16 protein-coding genes and 1 pseudogene are annotated in these 17,875 nt (G+C 70.2%); 4 read left to right on the top strand and 13 right to left on the bottom strand.

Annotated features, from left to right (window positions below):
* Positions 1-344: 344 nt before the first annotated feature.
* The gene (locus ABT342_RS23950; protein WP_351577415.1) at positions 345-1,616 is read right to left on the bottom strand and encodes an MFS transporter; all 1,272 of its coding nucleotides are present in this window, start codon (positions 1,614-1,616) and stop codon (positions 345-347) included.
* 287 nt (positions 1,617-1,903) lie between these two features.
* Between ABT342_RS23950 and ABT342_RS23945 the strand changes: the two genes are divergently transcribed.
* The 3 genes from ABT342_RS23945 (at position 1,904) to ABT342_RS23935 (ending at position 5,644) form a co-directional block, all read left to right on the top strand.
* A complete protein-coding gene (locus tag ABT342_RS23945; protein WP_351577412.1) occupies positions 1,904-2,209 on the top strand; it encodes an acyl carrier protein in 306 nt (101 codons plus the stop codon).
* Positions 2,206-3,828 (top strand): HAD-IIIC family phosphatase, encoded by a 1,623-nt coding sequence (locus ABT342_RS23940; protein ID WP_351577409.1) that lies wholly within the window; start codon positions 2,206-2,208, stop codon positions 3,826-3,828. The genes ABT342_RS23945 and ABT342_RS23940 overlap by 4 nt, the downstream gene beginning before the upstream one ends.
* 178 nt (positions 3,829-4,006) lie before the next feature.
* Entirely contained in the window at positions 4,007-5,644 is a 1,638-nt protein-coding gene (locus ABT342_RS23935) for an outer membrane protein assembly factor BamB family protein (protein ID WP_351577406.1), read from the top strand.
* A 75-nt stretch (positions 5,645-5,719) separates the two neighbouring features.
* Here ABT342_RS23935 and rfbB read toward each other — a convergent pair whose 3' ends face one another.
* The 8 genes from rfbB to ABT342_RS23895 form a co-directional block, all read right to left on the bottom strand.
* Positions 5,720-6,706 carry a dTDP-glucose 4,6-dehydratase gene (gene rfbB, locus ABT342_RS23930; RefSeq protein WP_351577403.1) on the bottom strand — a complete coding sequence of 329 codons (987 nt, stop codon included), beginning with the start codon at positions 6,704-6,706 and terminating at the stop codon, positions 5,720-5,722.
* A 15-nt stretch (positions 6,707-6,721) separates the two neighbouring features.
* Positions 6,722-7,516, bottom strand: coding sequence for a thioesterase II family protein (locus tag ABT342_RS23925; RefSeq protein ID WP_351577400.1), 795 nt, complete (start codon positions 7,514-7,516; stop codon positions 6,722-6,724).
* Positions 7,513-8,733 carry a cytochrome P450 family protein gene (locus tag ABT342_RS23920; protein ID WP_351577397.1) on the bottom strand — a complete coding sequence of 407 codons (1,221 nt, stop codon included), beginning with the start codon at positions 8,731-8,733 and terminating at the stop codon, positions 7,513-7,515. The genes ABT342_RS23925 and ABT342_RS23920 overlap by 4 nt, the downstream gene beginning before the upstream one ends.
* A gap of 33 nt (positions 8,734-8,766) precedes the next feature.
* Positions 8,767-10,002 (bottom strand): class I SAM-dependent methyltransferase, encoded by a 1,236-nt coding sequence (locus ABT342_RS23915; RefSeq protein WP_351577394.1) that lies wholly within the window; start codon positions 10,000-10,002, stop codon positions 8,767-8,769.
* A 22-nt stretch (positions 10,003-10,024) separates the two neighbouring features.
* Positions 10,025-10,837, bottom strand: coding sequence for a methyltransferase domain-containing protein (locus ABT342_RS23910; RefSeq protein ID WP_351577391.1), 813 nt, complete (start codon positions 10,835-10,837; stop codon positions 10,025-10,027).
* A gap of 54 nt (positions 10,838-10,891) precedes the next feature.
* Positions 10,892-11,908 (bottom strand): aldo/keto reductase, encoded by a 1,017-nt coding sequence (locus tag ABT342_RS23905; RefSeq protein ID WP_351577387.1) that lies wholly within the window; start codon positions 11,906-11,908, stop codon positions 10,892-10,894.
* A 50-nt stretch (positions 11,909-11,958) separates the two neighbouring features.
* The gene (locus tag ABT342_RS23900; protein WP_351577385.1) at positions 11,959-14,403 is read right to left on the bottom strand and encodes a beta-glucosidase H; all 2,445 of its coding nucleotides are present in this window, start codon (positions 14,401-14,403) and stop codon (positions 11,959-11,961) included.
* A 372-nt stretch (positions 14,404-14,775) separates the two neighbouring features.
* Positions 14,776-15,237: a sensor histidine kinase gene (locus ABT342_RS23895; RefSeq protein ID WP_351577383.1), complete on the bottom strand. Its 462-nt coding sequence runs from the start codon at positions 15,235-15,237 to the stop codon at positions 14,776-14,778.
* 53 nt (positions 15,238-15,290) lie between these two features.
* Between ABT342_RS23895 and ABT342_RS38260 the strand changes: the two are divergent.
* A pseudogene (locus ABT342_RS38260) lies at positions 15,291-15,431 on the top strand (IS5 family transposase); the annotation flags it as partial.
* A gap of 21 nt (positions 15,432-15,452) precedes the next feature.
* On the opposite strand, the gene ABT342_RS23890 reads toward ABT342_RS38260, so the two are convergent.
* The 4 genes from ABT342_RS23890 to ABT342_RS23875 all read right to left on the bottom strand — a co-directional run bounded on the left by ABT342_RS23890 (position 15,453) and on the right by ABT342_RS23875 (position 17,701).
* Positions 15,453-16,013: a hypothetical protein gene (locus tag ABT342_RS23890; protein ID WP_351577381.1), complete on the bottom strand. Its 561-nt coding sequence runs from the start codon at positions 16,011-16,013 to the stop codon at positions 15,453-15,455.
* A gap of 360 nt (positions 16,014-16,373) precedes the next feature.
* The gene (locus tag ABT342_RS23885; RefSeq protein ID WP_351577378.1) at positions 16,374-16,664 is read right to left on the bottom strand and encodes an Imm32 family immunity protein; all 291 of its coding nucleotides are present in this window, start codon (positions 16,662-16,664) and stop codon (positions 16,374-16,376) included.
* Between the two features lie 192 nt (positions 16,665-16,856).
* The gene (locus tag ABT342_RS23880; protein WP_351577375.1) at positions 16,857-17,231 is read right to left on the bottom strand and encodes a DUF6193 family natural product biosynthesis protein; all 375 of its coding nucleotides are present in this window, start codon (positions 17,229-17,231) and stop codon (positions 16,857-16,859) included.
* Positions 17,232-17,497: 266 nt separating this feature from the next.
* Positions 17,498-17,701 carry a hypothetical protein gene (locus ABT342_RS23875; RefSeq protein WP_351577372.1) on the bottom strand — a complete coding sequence of 68 codons (204 nt, stop codon included), beginning with the start codon at positions 17,699-17,701 and terminating at the stop codon, positions 17,498-17,500.
* Positions 17,702-17,875: the final 174 nt, after the last annotated feature.

The following is a 17,875-nucleotide window of genomic DNA, read 5'->3' as shown; positions in this document are numbered from 1 at the left end:
GTACGCCGGCCCAAGTGCGACCCGCCCAAGTGCAACCGGCCGGGTACGACCGGCCCAAGTGCGACCCGCCCAAGTGCAACCGGCCGGGTACGACCGGCCCAAGTGCGACCCGCCCAAGTGCAACCGGCCGGGTACGACCGGCCCGGGTGTATCCGGCCTGGGTGTGACCGGCCCAGGTGTATCCGGTCCGGATGCGACCGGCCGGATGCGACCGGCGGCCTGACCTGCCCGGGTATATCCGGCCCGGCGCGACCGGCCGGGTACGACAAGGGCCCGGTGCCGAAACCGGTCACCGGGCCCGGACGCCCGCTCCTGGGCCGGACGGCCCTGCCCAGGAGCGGCTGTCAGACCGCCGAGGTCGTGTCCACGCTCTCCCGCGGCTCCTCACGGGAGCCGGAGCCGCCGCCCGGCCGCGCCACGGCGAACAGCAGGAAGGAGAGCAGGACGAAGACCGCCGCGGAGAGGACGGGCACCGCGCTGGAGCCGTCGACGGCCCCGAAGACGACGCCGGACAGGCCCGCCGAGAGGGCCGCGACGGCACCGGCCGTGCCCATGACGGAGCCCTGGTGGCTGTCGGCCACGGCCGCCGACATCATGCCCACCAGACCGCTGTAGGAGATGCCGTAGGTGGCCGCGCCCACCAGGCACAGGGCGTAGAGCGCCACCGTCGATCCGGTCAGCGCGGTGCCGGCGATGCACACGGTCATCCCCGCCAGCGCCCCGGCCACCGCGACCTGCGGCCTCAGGTACTTCATCGAGAGCGGCACCAGGGAGAGGAAGGCCGCCGCGAGGCCCACGCCGACCACCGAGATGAGGTTGGTGACCGCGCGCTGGTCGAAGCCTTCGTTGGCCGTCAGGTACAGGCCGATGAACTGGAAGAAGGCCGTCCAGCCCAGGGACATGAGGAGCAGGGCGACGGAGAGCACCCTGACCCCGGGGAAGGAGAAGGACTCCACGAGGTGCTTGACCGGGTTCGGGAAGGCCAGGCGCCGCGCCGGCCGGGGGGCCGGCTCCTCGCGGTAGGAGACGAGCAGGACCAGCAGGTTCAGCAGCGTGATACCGGCCACGAAGACGAACGGGGTCGTGAGGTCGAACCAGGAGACCAGGGTGGAGTCGCTGAGGTAGCCGCCGATGAGCGGGCCCACCACGTACCCGGCCGAGACGCAGAACATGATCAGCCCGATGGAGTTCACGCGGCGTTCCTTCGGCGTGACGTCCAGGATCGCCGCCTGGGCGACCGGCAGGCTGCCGGAGAACAGGCCGCCGATGACCCGGCCGGCGACGAACAGGACGACGTCCTGGCGCAGCAGCCCCCAGATGGTCAGCGCGTAGCTCAGTGCCAGCCCCAGCAGACACAGCATCAATGTCTTCTTGCGGCGGAAGTGGTCGGACAGCGAGCCGAGCAGCGGGGCGCCGAAGAACATCGCTAAGGAATAGCTTCCGATGGCGACTCCGTAGAACAGGTCACGCGCACTGGTTCCGCCGCTGCTCATGATGCCGATATCGGCGTCGTAAGAGATGGGAATCAGCACGGGAATGATGAGGCTGACGCTCAAGTTGTCGATCAGGATGATGAAGTAAAGAGGGATGAGACTGGCCAACCCGCTTTTACGCATGTTTGTTCTCCTTGTTCGGCTCGGCCCGGCAGATCGGTGGGTAGGGCAACGACCGCGGGCGGCATCGTAACGCAACTGAACGCGCGGGGTGTTGACGGTTGACAGCCGGACAGAACACCCACTGCACCGGAGAACTTGAACAGGTACGATCCCGAATCCGTCGTGCGGTGCCCGACGAGCGGCCCTTGGGGCCCATATCCAGCCATCATCCGAAGGCCGTTGGGCCTGTTTCACCTTTTCCGCCATATGCCTTGGCCAGTCACGGCCGAAACGAGGGTGTTCTCGAGATGGAAGCGAACGAAGTAAAGGCCATACCCGGCGAGGTCTCCGAGCGAACGCGGGTCCCCGCCTCCGCCCCACAGGTGGAAACCACGGTGCTCGAGGCGTTCCGCGGGATCCTGGGCCTGGACGTGGTCGCCCCGGACGTTCCCTTCGCCGCCCTGGGCGGGGACTCGATGCGGGCCGTGCGCGTGCTGTCGCGGCTGTGGCGTGAACTGGGTGTGGAGCTGCCCGTACACGCGCTCGGCAACGACACGACCGCCGCCGAACTCGCCACGGCCGTCCGTGCCCACATGAACGGCGAGGCCGCATGAACGACGTGAGTGATCCGGGCATCGCCCTCGCCGCGACCTTCACGTCGGACGCGCTCAGGGACGCCATGGCCCGGCGGCTGGCGGAGACCGGACGCGAGGTCCGGACAGCGCCGTACGGCCAGCTGGTCGAGCCGCTGCTGGACCCCGGCAGCGTGCTGCTGACCCACGCCGGGGTGAACGCCCTGCTGCTGCGGGCCGAGGACCTGTGCCGGGGCGCCGAGGAGCCCTCGGCCGGTGACCGGCTCCTGGACGAGCTGCTCTCGGTGCTGTCCGCCGCCCCCACCCGCAGCGCCGCCACCTGGCTGGTGGCCCTGACCCCGCCGTCGCCGGGTGCCCTGGCCGACCCCGCCCTGGCGCGGTGGACCGAGGCCGCCACGCGGCGGATCACCGAGGCCGTCGCCCCGCTGCCTGGCATGCACCTCGTGTCGCTGGACGATCTCGCGGACCGTTACGACGTGCCGGAGACGCACGACGAGTACGCCGACCGCATCGCCCATCTCCCGTACACCGACGGGTACTTCGACGCGCTGGCCGACCGGCTCGTGCGGCTGGCCGCCACGACCTGGCGCAGGCCACGCAAGGTCGTGGTGCTCGACTGCGACAACACCCTGTGGGCCGGGGTGTGCGGCGAGGACGGGCCGCTCGGGGTGGAGATCGGCCCGGGGCGCCGCGCGGTCCAGGAGTTCATGCTGGACCAGCGCGCGCGGGGAAAGCTGCTGTGCCTGTGCAGCCGCAACGAGGAGGCGGACGTCCAGGCCGTGTTCGCCGAGAACCCCGGCATGGTCCTGACGATGCGGGACGTCACCGCCCACCGGATCGGCTGGCAGCCCAAGGCCCAGTACCTGGCCGAGCTCTCCGAGGAGCTGGGGCTCGCGCTGAACTCGTTCGTCTTCGTGGACGACGACGCCGTCGAATGCGCGTCGGTGCGCGCGCAGCTGCCCGAGGTCGCCGTGGTGGAGCTGACCCGGGACGCGGACGCGGCACCGCGGCAGCTGGCCCACGAGGTGGCCTTCGACCAGCTCACGGTGACCGACGAGGACCGGCTGCGGGCCGACTGGTACGGGGCCGAGCCGGAGCGCCGGGAGCTGGAGCGGTCCGTCGCGGACTACGAGGAGTTCCTGGCCCGCTGCGCCATCGACGTCACGATGGAGGAGCTGTCGGACTCCGCGCTGGACCGGGCGGCCCAGCTGACGGCCCGCACCACACAGTTCACCCTGGCGGGCGCCGCCTTCACCGTGCCGGCGCTGCGGCGGCTGCTCGACGACGGCGGCCGGGGCTGGACGGTGCGGGTCCGCGACGTCTTCGGCGACTACGGCACCGTCGGGCTCGTGCTGGCACGGGCCGACGGTGACGTGCTGGACGTTCCGGTCTTCCTGCTCAGCTGCCGGGTCCTCAACCGCCGGGTGGAGACCCGGATGCTGCGGATGCTGAGCGCGAAGGCCCGTGCGGCGGGCTGCCGCACCCTGCGGCTGTCCTACCGGCCCACCCGGCGCAACGCGCCCGCGCGCCAGTTCCTCCAGCAGCTCTCCGGCAGCGCCATCGGCGTCGAGGACGCCCCCGGCGTCCTCGACGTGCGGGTCGCCGACTGGATCGACGCACCCGCGGCGGCCGTTCCGTAGGCCTGATCCAAAGGACAGGCCCTGGTCGCGCGTCCCGCGCGGACCAACCCCACACGTGGCCGGCGATCCGGCCGGCCATCCGCCCAGGCGTACGGCGCTGCGCGCCCGGAGCCGGGAGTCCGCTCCCGGCTCCGCCCGCACCCTGCGCCGGTACAGAGAGAACAGAGGGAACCACTCCATGAGCCCCCGTACGGAACGAGGGTCCGCGCAGGGCCGGAAACTGTGGCGACGGCTGTCCGTCGCGACGGCCGGCTGCGCCGCCCTCATGCTGGCCGCCGTCGCGGCCTCCGCGACCGGCACACCCGCCACGAGCGGCGGCGCCGAGCCCGCCAGGACCCGAAGCGTCCCCGTGAAGCCCGAGTGGGTCAGCGCGGGACAGAACAACCACAACACCCGCCATGCCGCCACCGAGCGCGCCATCGGCCCGAAGAACGTGGGCAAGCTGGCACCGAAGTGGACCTTCACCACGGCCGGCGACGTCTCCGCCACCCCCACCGTCGTGGGCGGCACCGTGTACGTCCCCGACTGGGGCGGCAAGCTGTGGGCCATCGACGCCGACAGCGGCAAGGAGGTCTGGTCCCGCACCATCAAGAGTTACGACGGCGTCGAAGGACACATGTCCCGGACCAGCCCGGCGTACTGGAAGGGCAGCCTCTTCATCGGCACCGGCACGCTGACGACGACCGCGATGAAGAGCGCGTACGTCATCTCCGTCGACGCCGCCACCGGCGAGAAGCAGTGGATGACCAAGGTCGACGAGGACCCGACCACGGTCATCACCTCCTCCCCCACCGTGGACAACGGGGTCATCTACGTGGGGACGTCCTCCAAGGCGTCGACCCTGCACGACAAGCCGGAGTTCCGCGGCGCGATCCTGGCGATCGACGCCCGCACCGGCAAGATCCTGTGGAAGACCTACACCGTCCCGAAGGGTTATACCGGCGCCGCCGTGTGGGGCAGCCAGCCCGTGGTCGACCACAAGACCGGCCTGGTGTTCGTGGGCACGGGCAACAACTACACCTCGCCGCCCGGTGTCTGCCTCAACCCGAAGCAGACCGGCTGCACCCCGCCGGCGGACGACGACCACTTCGACAGCGTGCTCGCCCTGGACCTGAAGACCGGAAAGATCCGGTGGGCCCACCACACCCTGACGGCCGACACCTGGATGATGTACCAGCAGAACCAGGCCCCGGACTTCGACTTCGGCTCCGCCCCGAACCTCTACACCACCGAGATCGGCGGCAAGCCGAAGGACCTGCTCGGCATAGGCCAGAAGAGCGGCGTCTACTACGCCCTCGAACCGGCCACCGGCAAGGTCGTGTGGCAGACGCAGGTCGGCCCCGGCGGTGCGCTGGGCGGCATCCAGTGGGGCTCCGCCACCGACGGAAAGCGCATCTACGTCGGCATCGGCAACGGTGATCACCTGCCCTGGACCATCACCGCCGCGGACGGGACCAAGTCCACGGTCAAAAGCGGGTTCTTCGCGGCGGTCGACGCGGCCACCGGCGAGATCGAGTGGCAGACCGCCGTCCCGCAGGGCGAGGAGGGCCAGTGGCTGGTCGACTCCTTCGTGACCAGCGCGAACGGCGTCATGTACGCGGGCTCCTCGGCGCCCGGCGGCCCCAACATGTTCGCGCTGGACGCGAAGACCGGCAAGATCCTGTGGGACTTCGCCAGCGGCGGCTCCGTCTTCGGCGGGGCGGCCGTGGTCGACGGCAGCGTGTACTGGGGCTCCGGCTACTACATCTCCAATGTGGGCGAGGGCCTGAGCGGCCACAACAACAAGCTCTACCGCTTCACCCCCGGCGGCCGCTGACACGCCGCCCGTCCATACGGACATACGGAACGGCCCGGGCAGTTTCTGCCCGGGCCGTTTCGTCTGCCGCCGCCCTCAGGCCGCGGCCGCCGGCGCGCTGCGCAGCGGCTTCCACCACCCGGGGTTGTCGCGGTACCAGTCGACCGTCCGGGCGAGGCCCTCGGGGAAGGAGACGCGCGGGGCGTACCCGAGCTCCCGGATCTTGCTGTCGTCGACGGAGTAGCGGCGGTCGTGGCCCGGCCGGTCGGGTACGTAGGCGATCCGCTCCGGGCCGGCTCCGCACGCCCGCAGCAGCAGGTGGGTGAGGTCGACGTTGGCCAGTTCCTCGCCGCCGCCGATGTTGTAGGCCTCGCCGGGCCTGCCCTTCTCCAGGACCAGCTGTACGCCCCGGCAGTGGTCGTCCACGTGCAGCCAGTCGCGTACGCACAGACCGTCTCCGTACAGCGGCACCTGCCTGCCCTCCAGCAGGTTGGTCACGAAGAGGGGGATGAGCTTCTCGGGGTACTGGTAGGGGCCGTAGTTGTTGCTGCAGCGGGTCACGCTCACGTCCATCCCGTACGTGCGGGCGTAGGAGCGCGCCAGGATGTCGGCCCCGGCCTTCGTCGCGGCGTAGGGCGAGTTCGCCAGCAGGGGGCGGTCCTCGGTCCAGGAGCCCGTCTCTATCGACCCGTACACCTCGTCGGTGGAGATATGGACGAACCGGGGCACCCGCGCCGCGCGCGCCGCCGACAACAGGGCGTGCGTGCCCAGGACGTTGGTGCGTACGAAGTCGTCCGCGCCGGCGATCGACCGGTCCACATGGCTCTCCGCGGCGAAGTTGACCACCGCGTCGTGTCCCGGGACGAGGTCGGCGAGCAGCGCGGCGTCGCAGATGTCGCCCTGTACGAAGGTCAGGCCCGGGTGGCCCTGGACGTCGGCGAGGTTGGCGGTGTTGCCGGCGTAGGTGAGTTTGTCCAGGGCCGTGATCCGCACGTCACCGGCGTCGCCGTACGCTCCGGCGAGCACATGGCGCACATAGGTGGACCCGATGAATCCGGCGGCGCCGGTGACGAGCAAACGCAACGGGACTTCCCTTTCTCATGTGGCGGTCGCGCCTGCCGGGACGGGAACGCGCGCCCCGGCAGGGTCCGGCGTACGCAGTCCGAGGTCCGTCAGGACGGCATGGGCCACCTCGGTGACGCGGTCCTGCAGATAGAAGTGGCCTCCGGGGAAGACCCGCGAGCGCCCGGGGACGACCGAGAGGCGCAGCCAGTCGGCCGCCTGCTCGGGGGCGCACAGCGGGTCCTGGGTGGCGGTCAGCACCGTGACCGGGCAGCGCAGGGCGGGCCCGTCCCGCCAGACGTAGGACCTCAGGGCCCGGTAGTCGGCACGCAGCGCGGGCAGTGCCAGGGCCTGTATCTCGGGGTCGTCGAGCGCGTCGCCGCCGCCGAGTCTGCGGACCTCGGCCAGCAGCGCGGCGTCGTCGGCCAGCTCGTCGGTCGGTCCCGCCCCGGCCGTGGGCGCGCAGCGGGCGGACACGAACAGCCGGTCCGGGGTGTTGCCGAAGCGGTCGAGGCGCCGGGCGGTCTCATAGGCGACGAGTGCCCCCAGGCTGTGGCCGAACAGGGCGTACGGCGCCTCGTCGAGGGTGTCCAGTGCCTCGGCGACCCGGTCGGCCAGCTCGCTCAGCCGCGGCAGGGCCGGCTCGTGCCGCCGGTCCTGCCGTCCCGGGTACTGCACCGCCAGGACCTCCGCCTCGTCGCCCAGGGCGCGGGCGAGGGCGTGGTAGCTGCTCGCGCCGCCCCCGGCGTGCGGGAAGCAGACGATCCGCATCGGCCGCTCGGCCGGCGGGCCGAACCGCCGCAGCCAGGTCCCGGAGTCGGTGGCGGTCACCGGCCCAGCCTCACGGGAAGGGCCTCGATGCCGCGCAGGAAGGAGCGGCGCCAGCGCACCTGCTGCGGCGGGATCGCCAGGTCGAGGCCGGGGAAGCGCCGCAGGAGGGCGCGCAGCGCGATCTCGCCCTCCAGGCGGGCCAGCGGGCCGCCCACGCAGAAGTGGATGCCGTGGCCGAAGGAGAGGTGTCCGGCGGCGTCGCGCGTCACGTCGAACCGGTCGGGGTCGGGGAACCGGCGGGGGTCGCGGTTGGCCGCGGCGCCCGCGATGAGCACGGTGCTGTGCGCCGGGATGAGGACGTCGCCGATCCGGACGTCTTCGAGCGATCCCCGTGTGGTGATCTCGGCGGGGCCGAGGAAGCGCAGGACCTCCTCCACGGCGTTCGGGAGGAGCGAGGGGTCCTGGCGCACCTTCGCCAGCTCCCCGGGGTGGGTGAGCAGCAGGTAGGTGCCCATGGCGATGAGGCTCACCGAGGTCTCGAAGCCCGCGATGAGCAGGATCAGGACCACCGAGGCCAGTTCGTCGGTGCTGAGCCGGTCCTCGTCCTCCTCGTGGACGCCGATCAGCGCCGAGAGGAGGTCGGGGCCGGGGGCGGCGCGCCGGCGTTCGATCAGTTCCAGGATGAAGCCGACCAGTGCCCGGGCCGCCTGCTCGCGCTGCTCGACCCGTTCGGCGTCGATCACCAGGAACTCGTTGCTCCACCGGCCGAAGTCGCCCTGGTAGCGCTCCTCGACGCCGAGCAGCTCACTGATCACGGTGATCGGCAGCGGGTAGGCGAAGCGCTCGACCAGGTCGGCCTCGGCCTCGCCGGCCAGGCCGTCGAGCAGCCGCTCGGCGAGCTCCTCGATCCGGGTGCGCATGGACTCCACCCGGCGCGCGGTGAATTCCCTGGCGACGAGCCTGCGCAGCCGGGTGTGGGCCGGCGGGTCGTTGCTGCCCATGTTGTTGGCGAAGTAGGGCCGGACGTCCTCGGGGATGCCGTGGAAGGTCGGCAGTTCCACCTCGGGGGGCTGCTTCTTGAAGTCGTTGCTGAGCCGCAGGTCGCCGAGGGCGGCCTTGGCCTCTGCGTGGCGGGTGATCAGATACGCCTCACGGCCGATGAAGCTCACCTTGCTCACCGGCTCCCGCTCGCGGAGCGCGGCGTAGGCCTCGTACTGGTCGATGTGGAAGAGGTCGCTGTCCAGGCTGGGAACAGTGGTCGGGGTGTCGGTCGGCACTGCGGTCTCCCTTTCCTTCGGAGGTGTGCCCGGTCAGGCGGTCACCGTGGTGAGCGTCGGCATCGGGAAGACGAGCCTGCCGCCGCTCTCCAGGTACGCCTGCTCGCGCTCGACGAAGCCGTCGCGGTGGATCCAGGGAAGGACGAGCAGCTGGTCGGGGCGGCGGGACTTGGCCTCCTCCTCGGACACGATCGGTATCCCGCTGCCGGGGGTGAAGCGTCCGGCCTTCTCCTCGCTGACCTCGCCGATGCAGGGCAGGTCCTCGGGGCCGATGCCGCAGTACTGGAGGGTCACATTGCCCTTGGTCGACGCGCCGTACCCGAAGGTGAGCAGGCCGGCCGCGCGGGAGTCGGCGAGGAAACCCCGCAGTTCGTCGCGCTGTTGCCGCACCCGGCGGGCGAACGCCTCGTAGGGGGCCATGGTGTCCAGGCGCGCGGCGGCCTCGCGCTCGCGCAGCGCGACCAGGGAGCCCTCGTCGCGCGGATGGCGGCCCGGGTTCTTGGCGAGGGTCACGTAGAGGCTGCCGCCGTAGACGTCGGTGACCTCGGCCCGCAGGACGGTGAAGCCCACCTTCTCGGCCATCCACTCGATCTGCCGGAACGCGTAGTACTCGAGGTGCTCGTGGCACACGACGTCGTACGCGTTGGCTTCGAGCATGGCGGGCATGTAGCTCTGCTCGGTCATCCAGATGCCGTCCTCGTCGAGGATCGCGTGGATGTCCTGCATGAACTGGAGGGGGTCCGGGATGTCGTAGAACATGCCGGTGGTCGTCACGACCTTGGCGCGCCGGGTGCCGTACCGCTCGGTGAAGACCTCGCGGGTGAAGAACTCGGGGATCAGTTCGGCGGGCGGGTAGTGGTCGCGGAACTTCTCGCCCGAGGGGTCGATGCCGACCAGGCGCAGTCCCTCGACGGGGTACTGGTGCAGCAGCGTGCCGTCGTTGCTGCCGATGTCGACGACCACGTCCCCGGGCTCGAGGCCCGTCAGTTCGGCGGCCGCGACGGCCTTGCCCCGCAGGTGGTTGACCATGAAGGGCCGGATGCCCGGCCGGTATCCGTAGCCGTCTCCGTACATCAGGCCGAGGTCCGGGGTGTGCCGCAGCTGCAGGAGGCCGCACCCGGCGGGCGAGCACTTCACCAGCTCCAGCGGGACCGCGGGCACCTGCTCGTCGGGGCTCTTGGGGAAGACGCAGGTCAGAGCCTGCTCGCCCAGGTCGAGGACCGGGAGCAGTTCGTGATTGCCGCAGACGCGGCACTGAGTAATGATCATCTTCTGCCCGTTTCAGTCCGTTTCAGTCCGTGGTGACCGTGGCGAGGAGGTATCCATAGGCCTTGGGGACCCGCACCCCGTCCACCATCCGCTCGAACTCCTCGGGTCCGGTCATCGCGATGACGTCGTCCTTGCGCGCCAGCAGATCGGCGGCGATGCCGTCGCGCACCGACTGGGGGGCCAGGGTGTTGGCCGTGATGTCGGTGATGTCCTGGACGACGAGTCCGGCCTGTTCGATGACGGCCCGGTAGTCGCTCATCTCCGGGGTGGTGATGATGTCCTGGAACGTCAGCTCCGTGTCGGGCTGGCTGAACATGTCGGCGAGGACGAGGGTCGAGCCGGGGCGCAGTACGCGCTTGATCTCGCGCAGGACCTTCTCCTTGTCCGGCATGTGGATCAGCGACTCGAAGGCCCAGGCCCCGTCGAAGGACGCGTCGGGGAAGGGCAGTTCGGCCGCGTCGGCGTACTGGAAGCTCACGCGTCCGGCCAGGTCGAGCGCGCCGGCCCGCTCATTGGCGCGGCCGACCTGGTACCGGCTGATGGAGACGCCGACGACGTCGACGGCGGCCGCGCGGGCGAGCCGGAAGGCCGGCTCCCCGATGCCGCAGCCCACGTCCAGGATGCGCTGCCCCTGCCGCGGGGCGAGGCGGGCGATCAGCTGGTCGGTCAGCTGGTCGGTGGCCTTCTCGACGGGGGCCTCGTCGGCGGCGTCGTGCCAGTAGCCGACGTGGAGGTTGTCGCCCCAGATCTCCCTGAAGACCTCGGTGAAGTTGTCGTAGAACTCGACAACCTTGTCCTCGACCGTGTCCTCGTTGGCCTGTGCTCCGGAAGTCATGCGGTCCGTCCCTTCGTTTCGTGGTCGCGATGGTGGAAACCGGGTGGTGGGCCGTCAGGCGGCCCAGGCCTCGGGGCTCGGACCGCCCCGGCCGACCGGTGGGAAGATGCGGTCGAGCTCGGCGAGTTCGTCGTCCCCGAGGCTCAGGCGGGTGGCGCGCAGCGCCGAGTCGAGGTGCTCGACGGTGCGCGGCCCGATGACGGCGCCGGTGATGCCCGGCCGGGACAGCACCCAGGACAGGCCGACCTCCGCGGGGTGCCGGCCGATGCGGCGGCACAGCGCCTCGTACTCCTCGATAGCGGGACGCAGCGAGGGCAGCAGCACCTGGGCCCGCCCCTGGGCGGACTTGACGGCGGTGCCGGAGCGCAGCTTGTCCAGTACGCCGCTGAGGAGGCCGCCGTGCAGCGGTGACCAGGCGATGGTCGCCAGGCCGTGGTGGCGTGCGGCCGGCAGGACCTCCAGCTCGGCGTGCCGGACCGCCAGGTTGTACAGGCACTGCTCGGAGGCGAGGCCCAGCGTGTTCCGGCGCCGGGCGCTCGCCTGCGCCTCGCTGATGTGCCATCCGGCGAAGTTGGAGGAGCCGACGTAGCAGACCTTCCCGCTCGCCACCAGGCGTTCCATGGCCTGCCACACCTCGTCCCACGGTGCGGTGCGGTCGATGCGGTGCATCTGGTAGAGGTCGATGCACTCCACGCCCAGGCGGCGCAGGGACTGTTCGCAGGCGGCGATGATGTGGCGGGCGGACAGGCCGCCGTCGTTGACCTGTTCGCTCATCTCCCCGCCGACCTTGGTCGCGAGAACGACCTGCTCCCTGCGTCCTTTGCCTTGGGAGAGCCAGCGCCCGACCAGTTCCTCGGTGTGTCCCTTGTAGGCCCGCCATCCGTAGATGTCGGCGGTGTCCACGCAGTTGATCCCGCGGTCGAGGGCCTCGTCCATCAGGCGCAGGGCGTCGTCGTCCTCGACCCGGCCGCTGAAGTTGACGGTGCCGAGCCACAGCCGGCTCACCCGGACGGCGAGGCGGCCGAGCCGCACGTACGGGTCGTACGGGTCCGCGGCTGCGCTGTCGGTCACGGCTGGTCTCCCTTGTGGGGTCTGTTGTCCGGACACGGTCGCTACGGTCTCTACGGCTTGCCGGGCCGGTCGGCCTGGACGCTCGCGCTGAGCCGGATCCGGTCCGACGACGAGCCGATGAGCACGCGGCGCTCGCCGCCGGCGAGCTTCCAGCCGTCGGCCGAGGTGTCCCAGTACTGCAGGGCACGTTCGGCCACGTGGATGCGTACGCGCCGGGACTCTCCGGGTGCCAGCTCCACCTTCCGGTAGCCGGCCAGGGCCTTCTCCGCCTGGTCGAGCCGCAGCCGCGGACTGGGGCCGAGGTAGACCTGGACGACGTCGCTGCCCTGCCGGTCGCCGGTGTTGCGCACCGTCACGTCGACGTCGAAGCCGTCCGCCGTGCGCCGCACGGTCGGCTTCTCGTACGCGAAGGACGTGTAGGACAGGCCGAAGCCGAACGGGAAGAGCGGCTTGACGTCCTTGTGGTCGTACCACCGGTACCCGGTGTGGATGCCCTCGGACTGCCGCAGGACGCCGTCGACGCCGGGGTAGCGCTCGGGGTCGCCGGCGACCGGGGTGGCCTGCTCGGAGGCGGGGAAGGTCTGGGTGAGCCGTCCGCCCGGTTCGGCGTCGCCGAACAGCAGGTCGGCGGTCGCCTCCGCCCCGGCCTGCCCGGGGTACCACATGTCGAGGACCGCCCGGGTTTTGTCGAGCCAGGGCATGGTGATCGACGAGCCGGTGTTCAGGACGACGACCGTACGGGGGTTGGCGGCCGTGACGGCCTTGATCAGCTCGTCCTGGCGGCCGGGCAGGGACAGGGAGGGCCGGTCGCCGCCCTCGGCGCCGTCGTCGTAGGCGAAGACCACCGCGGTCGATGCCTGGCGCGCGGTGGCGACGGCCTTGTCGATCGCCTCCTGGGCCTTGGCCGGGGTGACCCAGCGCAGGTCCAGCGTCATCGGCTGGTCGACGACCGCCCCGCCGGCGATCTTGATGGTGTGGGTGCCGGCGGTCAGCTTCAGCGGAACACTGGTGAGCTTGCCGAAGACCTCGCCGATGCTGATCGGTTCGCCGCCGTCGATCAGGATGGCGCCGTTGCCGCCGGTGACGCGGGCCGCGATGCGGTAGAGGCCGTCCTCGGGAACCGTCAGCTTGCCGTCGTAGATGACGCCGCTCTTGGCGGGCTGAAGGACCGTGCCCCCGGTGAAGGCGGGGTTCAGGGCGGACGCCGGGATCGTCTCGCCCTCGATGTCCTCGCCCTCGGCGTAGGAGACGTGCGCGCCGCCGCCCAGCTTCTTCTTGATGGCGTCCAGCGGGGCGGTGGCCGCGTCGGGGATGACGTAGGAGCTGCCGAGGCCCGTCACCTTGGGTGTCCTGGCCGTCGGGCCGATCACCGCGAGGTCGTCGGTGGTGGCCGCGTCGAGCGGCAGCATGCCGTCCTGGTTGCGCAGCAGCACCGCGCCGGACTCGGCGACCTCCTCGGCCACCCGGGTGCCGCCCGCGACATCGCGTGCGGGCCGCGGCGGCTTGTTCTCGTCGAGGAGGCCGAAGCGGTCCATCTGTCCGACGATCCGGCTCACCGACCGGTCGAGGACCTCCATGGGGATGGTGCCGTCCGTGACGGCCTGCTTGAGCTTGTCACCGAAGTACTTGCCCCCGGGGACCTCGCCGCCGGGCGGGATGGCGACGGCCACGTCGATGCCCAGCTCCTGGTCGAGCCCCTTGGTGATGGCGTCCGTGCTGTGCGTGGCCATCCAGTCGGAGGTGACCCAGCCCTGGAACTTCATCTGTTCCCTGAGGATGCCGTCCAGCAGGTGCCCGTTGCCGCAGGCCGGTTCGCCGTTGACCTTGTTGTAGGCGCACATCACCGAGGCGGCGCCGGCGTCGACGGCGGCCTCGAAGCCGGGGAGCTCCATTTCCTGGAGGGTGCGTTCGTCCACCTTCACGTCGACACCCATGCGGTTGTTCTCCTGGGTGTTGGCGGCGTAGTGCTTGACCGTCGCCATCAGGCCCTGGCTCTGGATGCCCTTGACCTCGGCGGCCGCCGTGCGCGCGGTGACGAGCGGGTCCTCGCTGAACGTCTCGAAGTTCCGCCCGGCCTGCGGCACCCGGATGCCGTTCACCATCGGCGCGAAGATCACGTCCTGGCCGAACGCGCGGCCCTCGCGGCCGAGGACCTGCCCGTACTTCTCGGCGAGCCCTTCGTCGAAGGAGGAGGCGAGGGCGACGGGCGCGGGCATCGCCAGCGCCGGCCGGTGGATCGTCACACCCGCGGGCCCGTCGGTGGCGCGCAGCTTCGGAATGCCCAGGCGGGGTACGCCCGGCAGATAGACCTTGGCGGTCGGGTCCGTCGTGTCGTAGTCCCAGTGCACGAACGAGAGCTTCTCGTCCAGCGTCATCCGCGCGACGAGACGGTCGGCCCGGCTTTCCGTGCGGCCGGGCGACGCGGGGGCGACGTCCAGGCTCAGCAGCGCCAGAACCGTCACCAATACGGCGGGGACCCATATTCGTCGTTTCATTTCCCTCTTCCCGGCATACGGCGTCGGGGCGGCCAAGAAATTCCGGCGCAATGTCCCCAGTAATACGTCCGCGCTTTCCGAAGCGACGCGAGCTCGATATCCGCGGCGACCCTAACAAGATCGCCAGACGCCCCACAAGCCGCCTCGTCCCCAATTCGAGCACCGCACTAGGGAGTTACGAGGATGCCGCGAGCCCGCTGTCCGCTCCGGCATTCCCGCGCTTTCTCTCCGTTACGGAGGCCGGGTTCTCCTCGAATATTCGGGTTCTTCCGGCCGGGGCGCGGATCGATTACCCATCAGGGGGCATTCCGCCGATCCGTTCCCGTCGCGGCCCGCGACGCCGACGGCCCGCCAAGCCTTGCGGGTGGCGTCTCAGCCCGCGGGTCGGGGGTTCGCTTCGGCCGCCGGGAACGCGATCTCGACCGCCAGACCGCCCCCCGGCCGTGCGTACGCGTTGAGCTCAGCGGAGTACGCGGCCACGATGGCGCGGACGATCGACAGGCCGAGCCCGTGATGAGCGTCGTCGGAGACCCGGTGCAGCCGTTGGAACGGCTCGAAGAGACGGTGCACCTCGTCGGGCGGGACCACGGGCCCGGTGTTCGCGATGACCAGCACCGCTCGGCCGGTGTCGAGGCGTGTACTGATATCGATCACACCGCCCAGGGTGTTGTAGTGGACCGCATTGTCGCAGAGGTTCGCGACCAGCCGCGCGATCAGTGTGGGATCGCCGATGACCCAGGCGGGACGGACGGCGGCCTTGACCCGGAGCTGGTGACGTTCGACGTCTGCCGTCCGATCGCGGATCGCCTGCTGCACGATCCCGCTCAGGTCCACCTCCTCGACGTGGTCGCGGCCGTGCTCGCTGCCGGCGAGCGTGAGCAGCGACTCCAGTAGACAAGCAGCGTCACGCGGTCGAGCGCGGCATCAATCGGCTCGAGCGCCACCGGGCGGTGGTCACCAGATTCGACAAGCTCGCCGTTCGCTACGAGGCGACCGTGCTGGTCGCAGTCCTCAACGAGTGGCTGTGACCAGCACTCTCACAACAGACCCTAGTCCCGTAGCTCGTTCGCGGGGAACAGGAGGCTGTCGGGCCCCGGGAGGTGCCGGCCGGGCGGGTAGTAGCGCCGTCGCCCGTTCCGGTCGGTCACGGCGGTGAACCCGGCGGCCTCCAGCTGCCTCGTGTACTTGGTGGAGCCGCGTCGGCTGTACGCGATCCCCAGGAGAATGAGAGCCGAGAAGAGGAAGAGGGAGCTGCCCGCGAGGACGAGGGCGGCGGTCCTGTTCTCCGGCCCGAACTCGAACCAGAGGCCCAAGGTGGCCGTCAAGGCGGGGACGAGTGCGATCACCACCCGGTGCCTGGTCGAATACTGGCGGCCGAGGTCTGTGCACATCCGGGCCTTGAGGAGTTCGCGCGCCTCAGGCTCGTCGGGCGGCAGTGAGCGTCCGTCGGCCGCGTGGGGATAGCGGGCCCAGTTCGCCGCTGCGCGGGCCCGGGCGTGCTCGCTGCGGTCCGGCAGGAGCAGCATGGTGAAGTACCGTCCCTCGATGTTCATGTGCAGGTCCATGTACACGTACCCGAACTGCTCAGCGACAAGGGCGAGTTGAGTCATACCCTTGAACGTGATCGAGGAGGAGAGGTGGAGTGTGACCGGCTCCCCGGTCGCCATCGACCGCAGTAGTTTCCGCACGCGTCTTCTGCGCACTTGTGCACCCCCGTGACTTGTACTCCCTGAAGCCTCCCACACCAGAACGCGCGTACGACACGAAGGCTGGAAGGGGAAGCATGCACTCCGGCGGGAGCTGAGGGATGGCATACGACGGCGGACCCGGACCGACGAGACTCCCGCCGCTGACTGTTCGTCAGATCACTACGTACCACGACAGGGTGATGACCAACGAACAAGATCCACTTTCGCAGCAGGCCCTAACCGCGGTGCTCTCCCCCTCATGGGCACGAATGTGGCACGCGCCTACTCCTCGCCGCAGCGCTCCAGGACCAGGCTCGCGGAGCCTTCTTCGAGACCGTTGTTCCCCTCGAGGTGCAGATGGGCTCCGTCCGGGGTGCCGTCTTTGGCGAGGGTGAGCAGGTGACCGGCCAGGGTGCGCAGTCCTGCGGCGTTCGCCTCAATGACGATCTCGCTTCCGAGGTTGCGTACCTCGATGCGGGCGTCGTCCTGCCATGTGAACACTCTTGTGACCTCATCGGCCACCACGTCGACGTGAGTGGTTGCTGGCGGGGCGCTGATCGGCTCGTTGGTCATGTTGCCATCATGGACTGCCGCGCAACCATGTGACCGCCGCAGCAGGCACGCGGATGCGGCTGACCGTTCGCTTTTCAGGCGAGTTGACCGGACGGCATGGGGATCGCTTCGTGCCGACAACGACCAAGGCTGACACCCCGTGACGCACCGCTGCGTACCGTGGCGTTCGCTGACGTTGCCGTCAGACTGCCGTCAGTTGCTGCCCGAGTCGTTCGCCAAGGCCTCGCGCGTCAGACCAGCCGCCAGGGCAACAGCCTCGGCAGGATCCTCGGTCTCAAACAGGACGTGACCTGGCCACGGGGGGTAAGCGATCACCACGTAGTGGTCGCCGCGAGCCGCGATCCTGGGAAATGGCTCGTGTCGATCCCGCATGTCGTCGAACTCTGACACGTACAGCTGGCACATAGCGAGCCACGGATACATCGACCGGAGCAGCTCATCACGGGCTGCCACCTGAATTACGGGCCACATGGCCTCGGCCCAGGGGTCCTGATGCGGCGGCCCGCATAAGGCAAACATTTCCGCCCAGGCATCGTCATGACTGCGGCTGGGCCGCGCAGCGTCCATGTTGCGACCGTCGTTCGCCCCCCGCGGCCTGTCAACACCACCCGCGACCAACGCCGCTGCCCCCGTCCTGGAGCACCTGTTTGGAAGACCACGAATGCGGATACCTGCTGACCTGCGGGACTCTTGACCTGCGAGCGAAGCGCTGCGTCGCCCTGGTTCCCCGTGATTCCCCGCTCGACTCCTACCGGTCGGACACGCGAGGAGCACGGCGGGCGGTTCCGAGATGATCAGAAACGACTTCATCGCCGACCCGGGGCGGCTGCTGGTCAGTCATGGTCGTCCTCCACGGGGGTGATGCCGTACGTGCCGGCGCAGGTCTCACAGGCCCTCAGTACCGCGACGTCCTGGAGGAGAGGTACGCGGTAGCGGGGATCGGCCCAGAAGGAGCACCAGGCGCACGAGCGTCCGGCACGCTGCGCGGGGCTCAACCGATCGAGCCGGATCACCGGCGCGTCCACCAGACCGGTCATGACGTGCTCCCGGTTCGGGCCTGCTCGATCTCTTCGCGGGTAGCCGGCCGCAGGTATTCCGGGACGGCCTGAAACGCCATCCCGCCGTCAAGCGGCTGCACGTAGGGGACACCGGCGTCCGGGTGCAGGAGGCTTCCGTAGCGGACAAGCTCGCCGACCAGGAGGCCTGGAGCG

The organism is Streptomyces sp. NPDC000410 (assembly GCF_040300305.1).
Taxonomy (GTDB): Bacteria; Actinomycetota; Actinomycetes; order Streptomycetales; family Streptomycetaceae; genus Streptomyces.
The sequence above is the reverse complement of the archived record's forward strand: the minus strand, read 5'-3'. Positions and strand labels throughout refer to the sequence as shown.

What these genes read in the sequence shown, in the direction of transcription:
- ABT342_RS23950 (WP_351577415.1), bottom strand. Translation starts at nt 1,616, where the DNA reads ATGCGTAAAAGCGGGTTGGCCAGTCTCATCCCTCTTTACTTCATCATC.
- ABT342_RS23940 (WP_351577409.1), top strand. Translation starts at nt 2,206, where the DNA reads ATGAACGACGTGAGTGATCCGGGCATCGCCCTCGCCGCGACCTTCACG.
- ABT342_RS23945 (WP_351577412.1), top strand. Translation starts at nt 1,904, where the DNA reads ATGGAAGCGAACGAAGTAAAGGCCATACCCGGCGAGGTCTCCGAGCGA.
- ABT342_RS23900 (WP_351577385.1), bottom strand. Translation starts at nt 14,403, where the DNA reads ATGAAACGACGAATATGGGTCCCCGCCGTATTGGTGACGGTTCTGGCG.
- ABT342_RS23885 (WP_351577378.1), bottom strand. Translation starts at nt 16,664, where the DNA reads ATGACCAACGAGCCGATCAGCGCCCCGCCAGCAACCACTCACGTCGAC.
- ABT342_RS23890 (WP_351577381.1), bottom strand. Translation starts at nt 16,013, where the DNA reads ATGACTCAACTCGCCCTTGTCGCTGAGCAGTTCGGGTACGTGTACATG.
- ABT342_RS23935 (WP_351577406.1), top strand. Translation starts at nt 4,007, where the DNA reads ATGAGCCCCCGTACGGAACGAGGGTCCGCGCAGGGCCGGAAACTGTGG.
- ABT342_RS23915 (WP_351577394.1), bottom strand. Translation starts at nt 10,002, where the DNA reads ATGATCATTACTCAGTGCCGCGTCTGCGGCAATCACGAACTGCTCCCG.
- ABT342_RS23880 (WP_351577375.1), bottom strand. Translation starts at nt 17,231, where the DNA reads ATGGACGCTGCGCGGCCCAGCCGCAGTCATGACGATGCCTGGGCGGAA.
- ABT342_RS23875 (WP_351577372.1), bottom strand. Translation starts at nt 17,701, where the DNA reads ATGACCGGTCTGGTGGACGCGCCGGTGATCCGGCTCGATCGGTTGAGC.
- ABT342_RS23910 (WP_351577391.1), bottom strand. Translation starts at nt 10,837, where the DNA reads ATGACTTCCGGAGCACAGGCCAACGAGGACACGGTCGAGGACAAGGTT.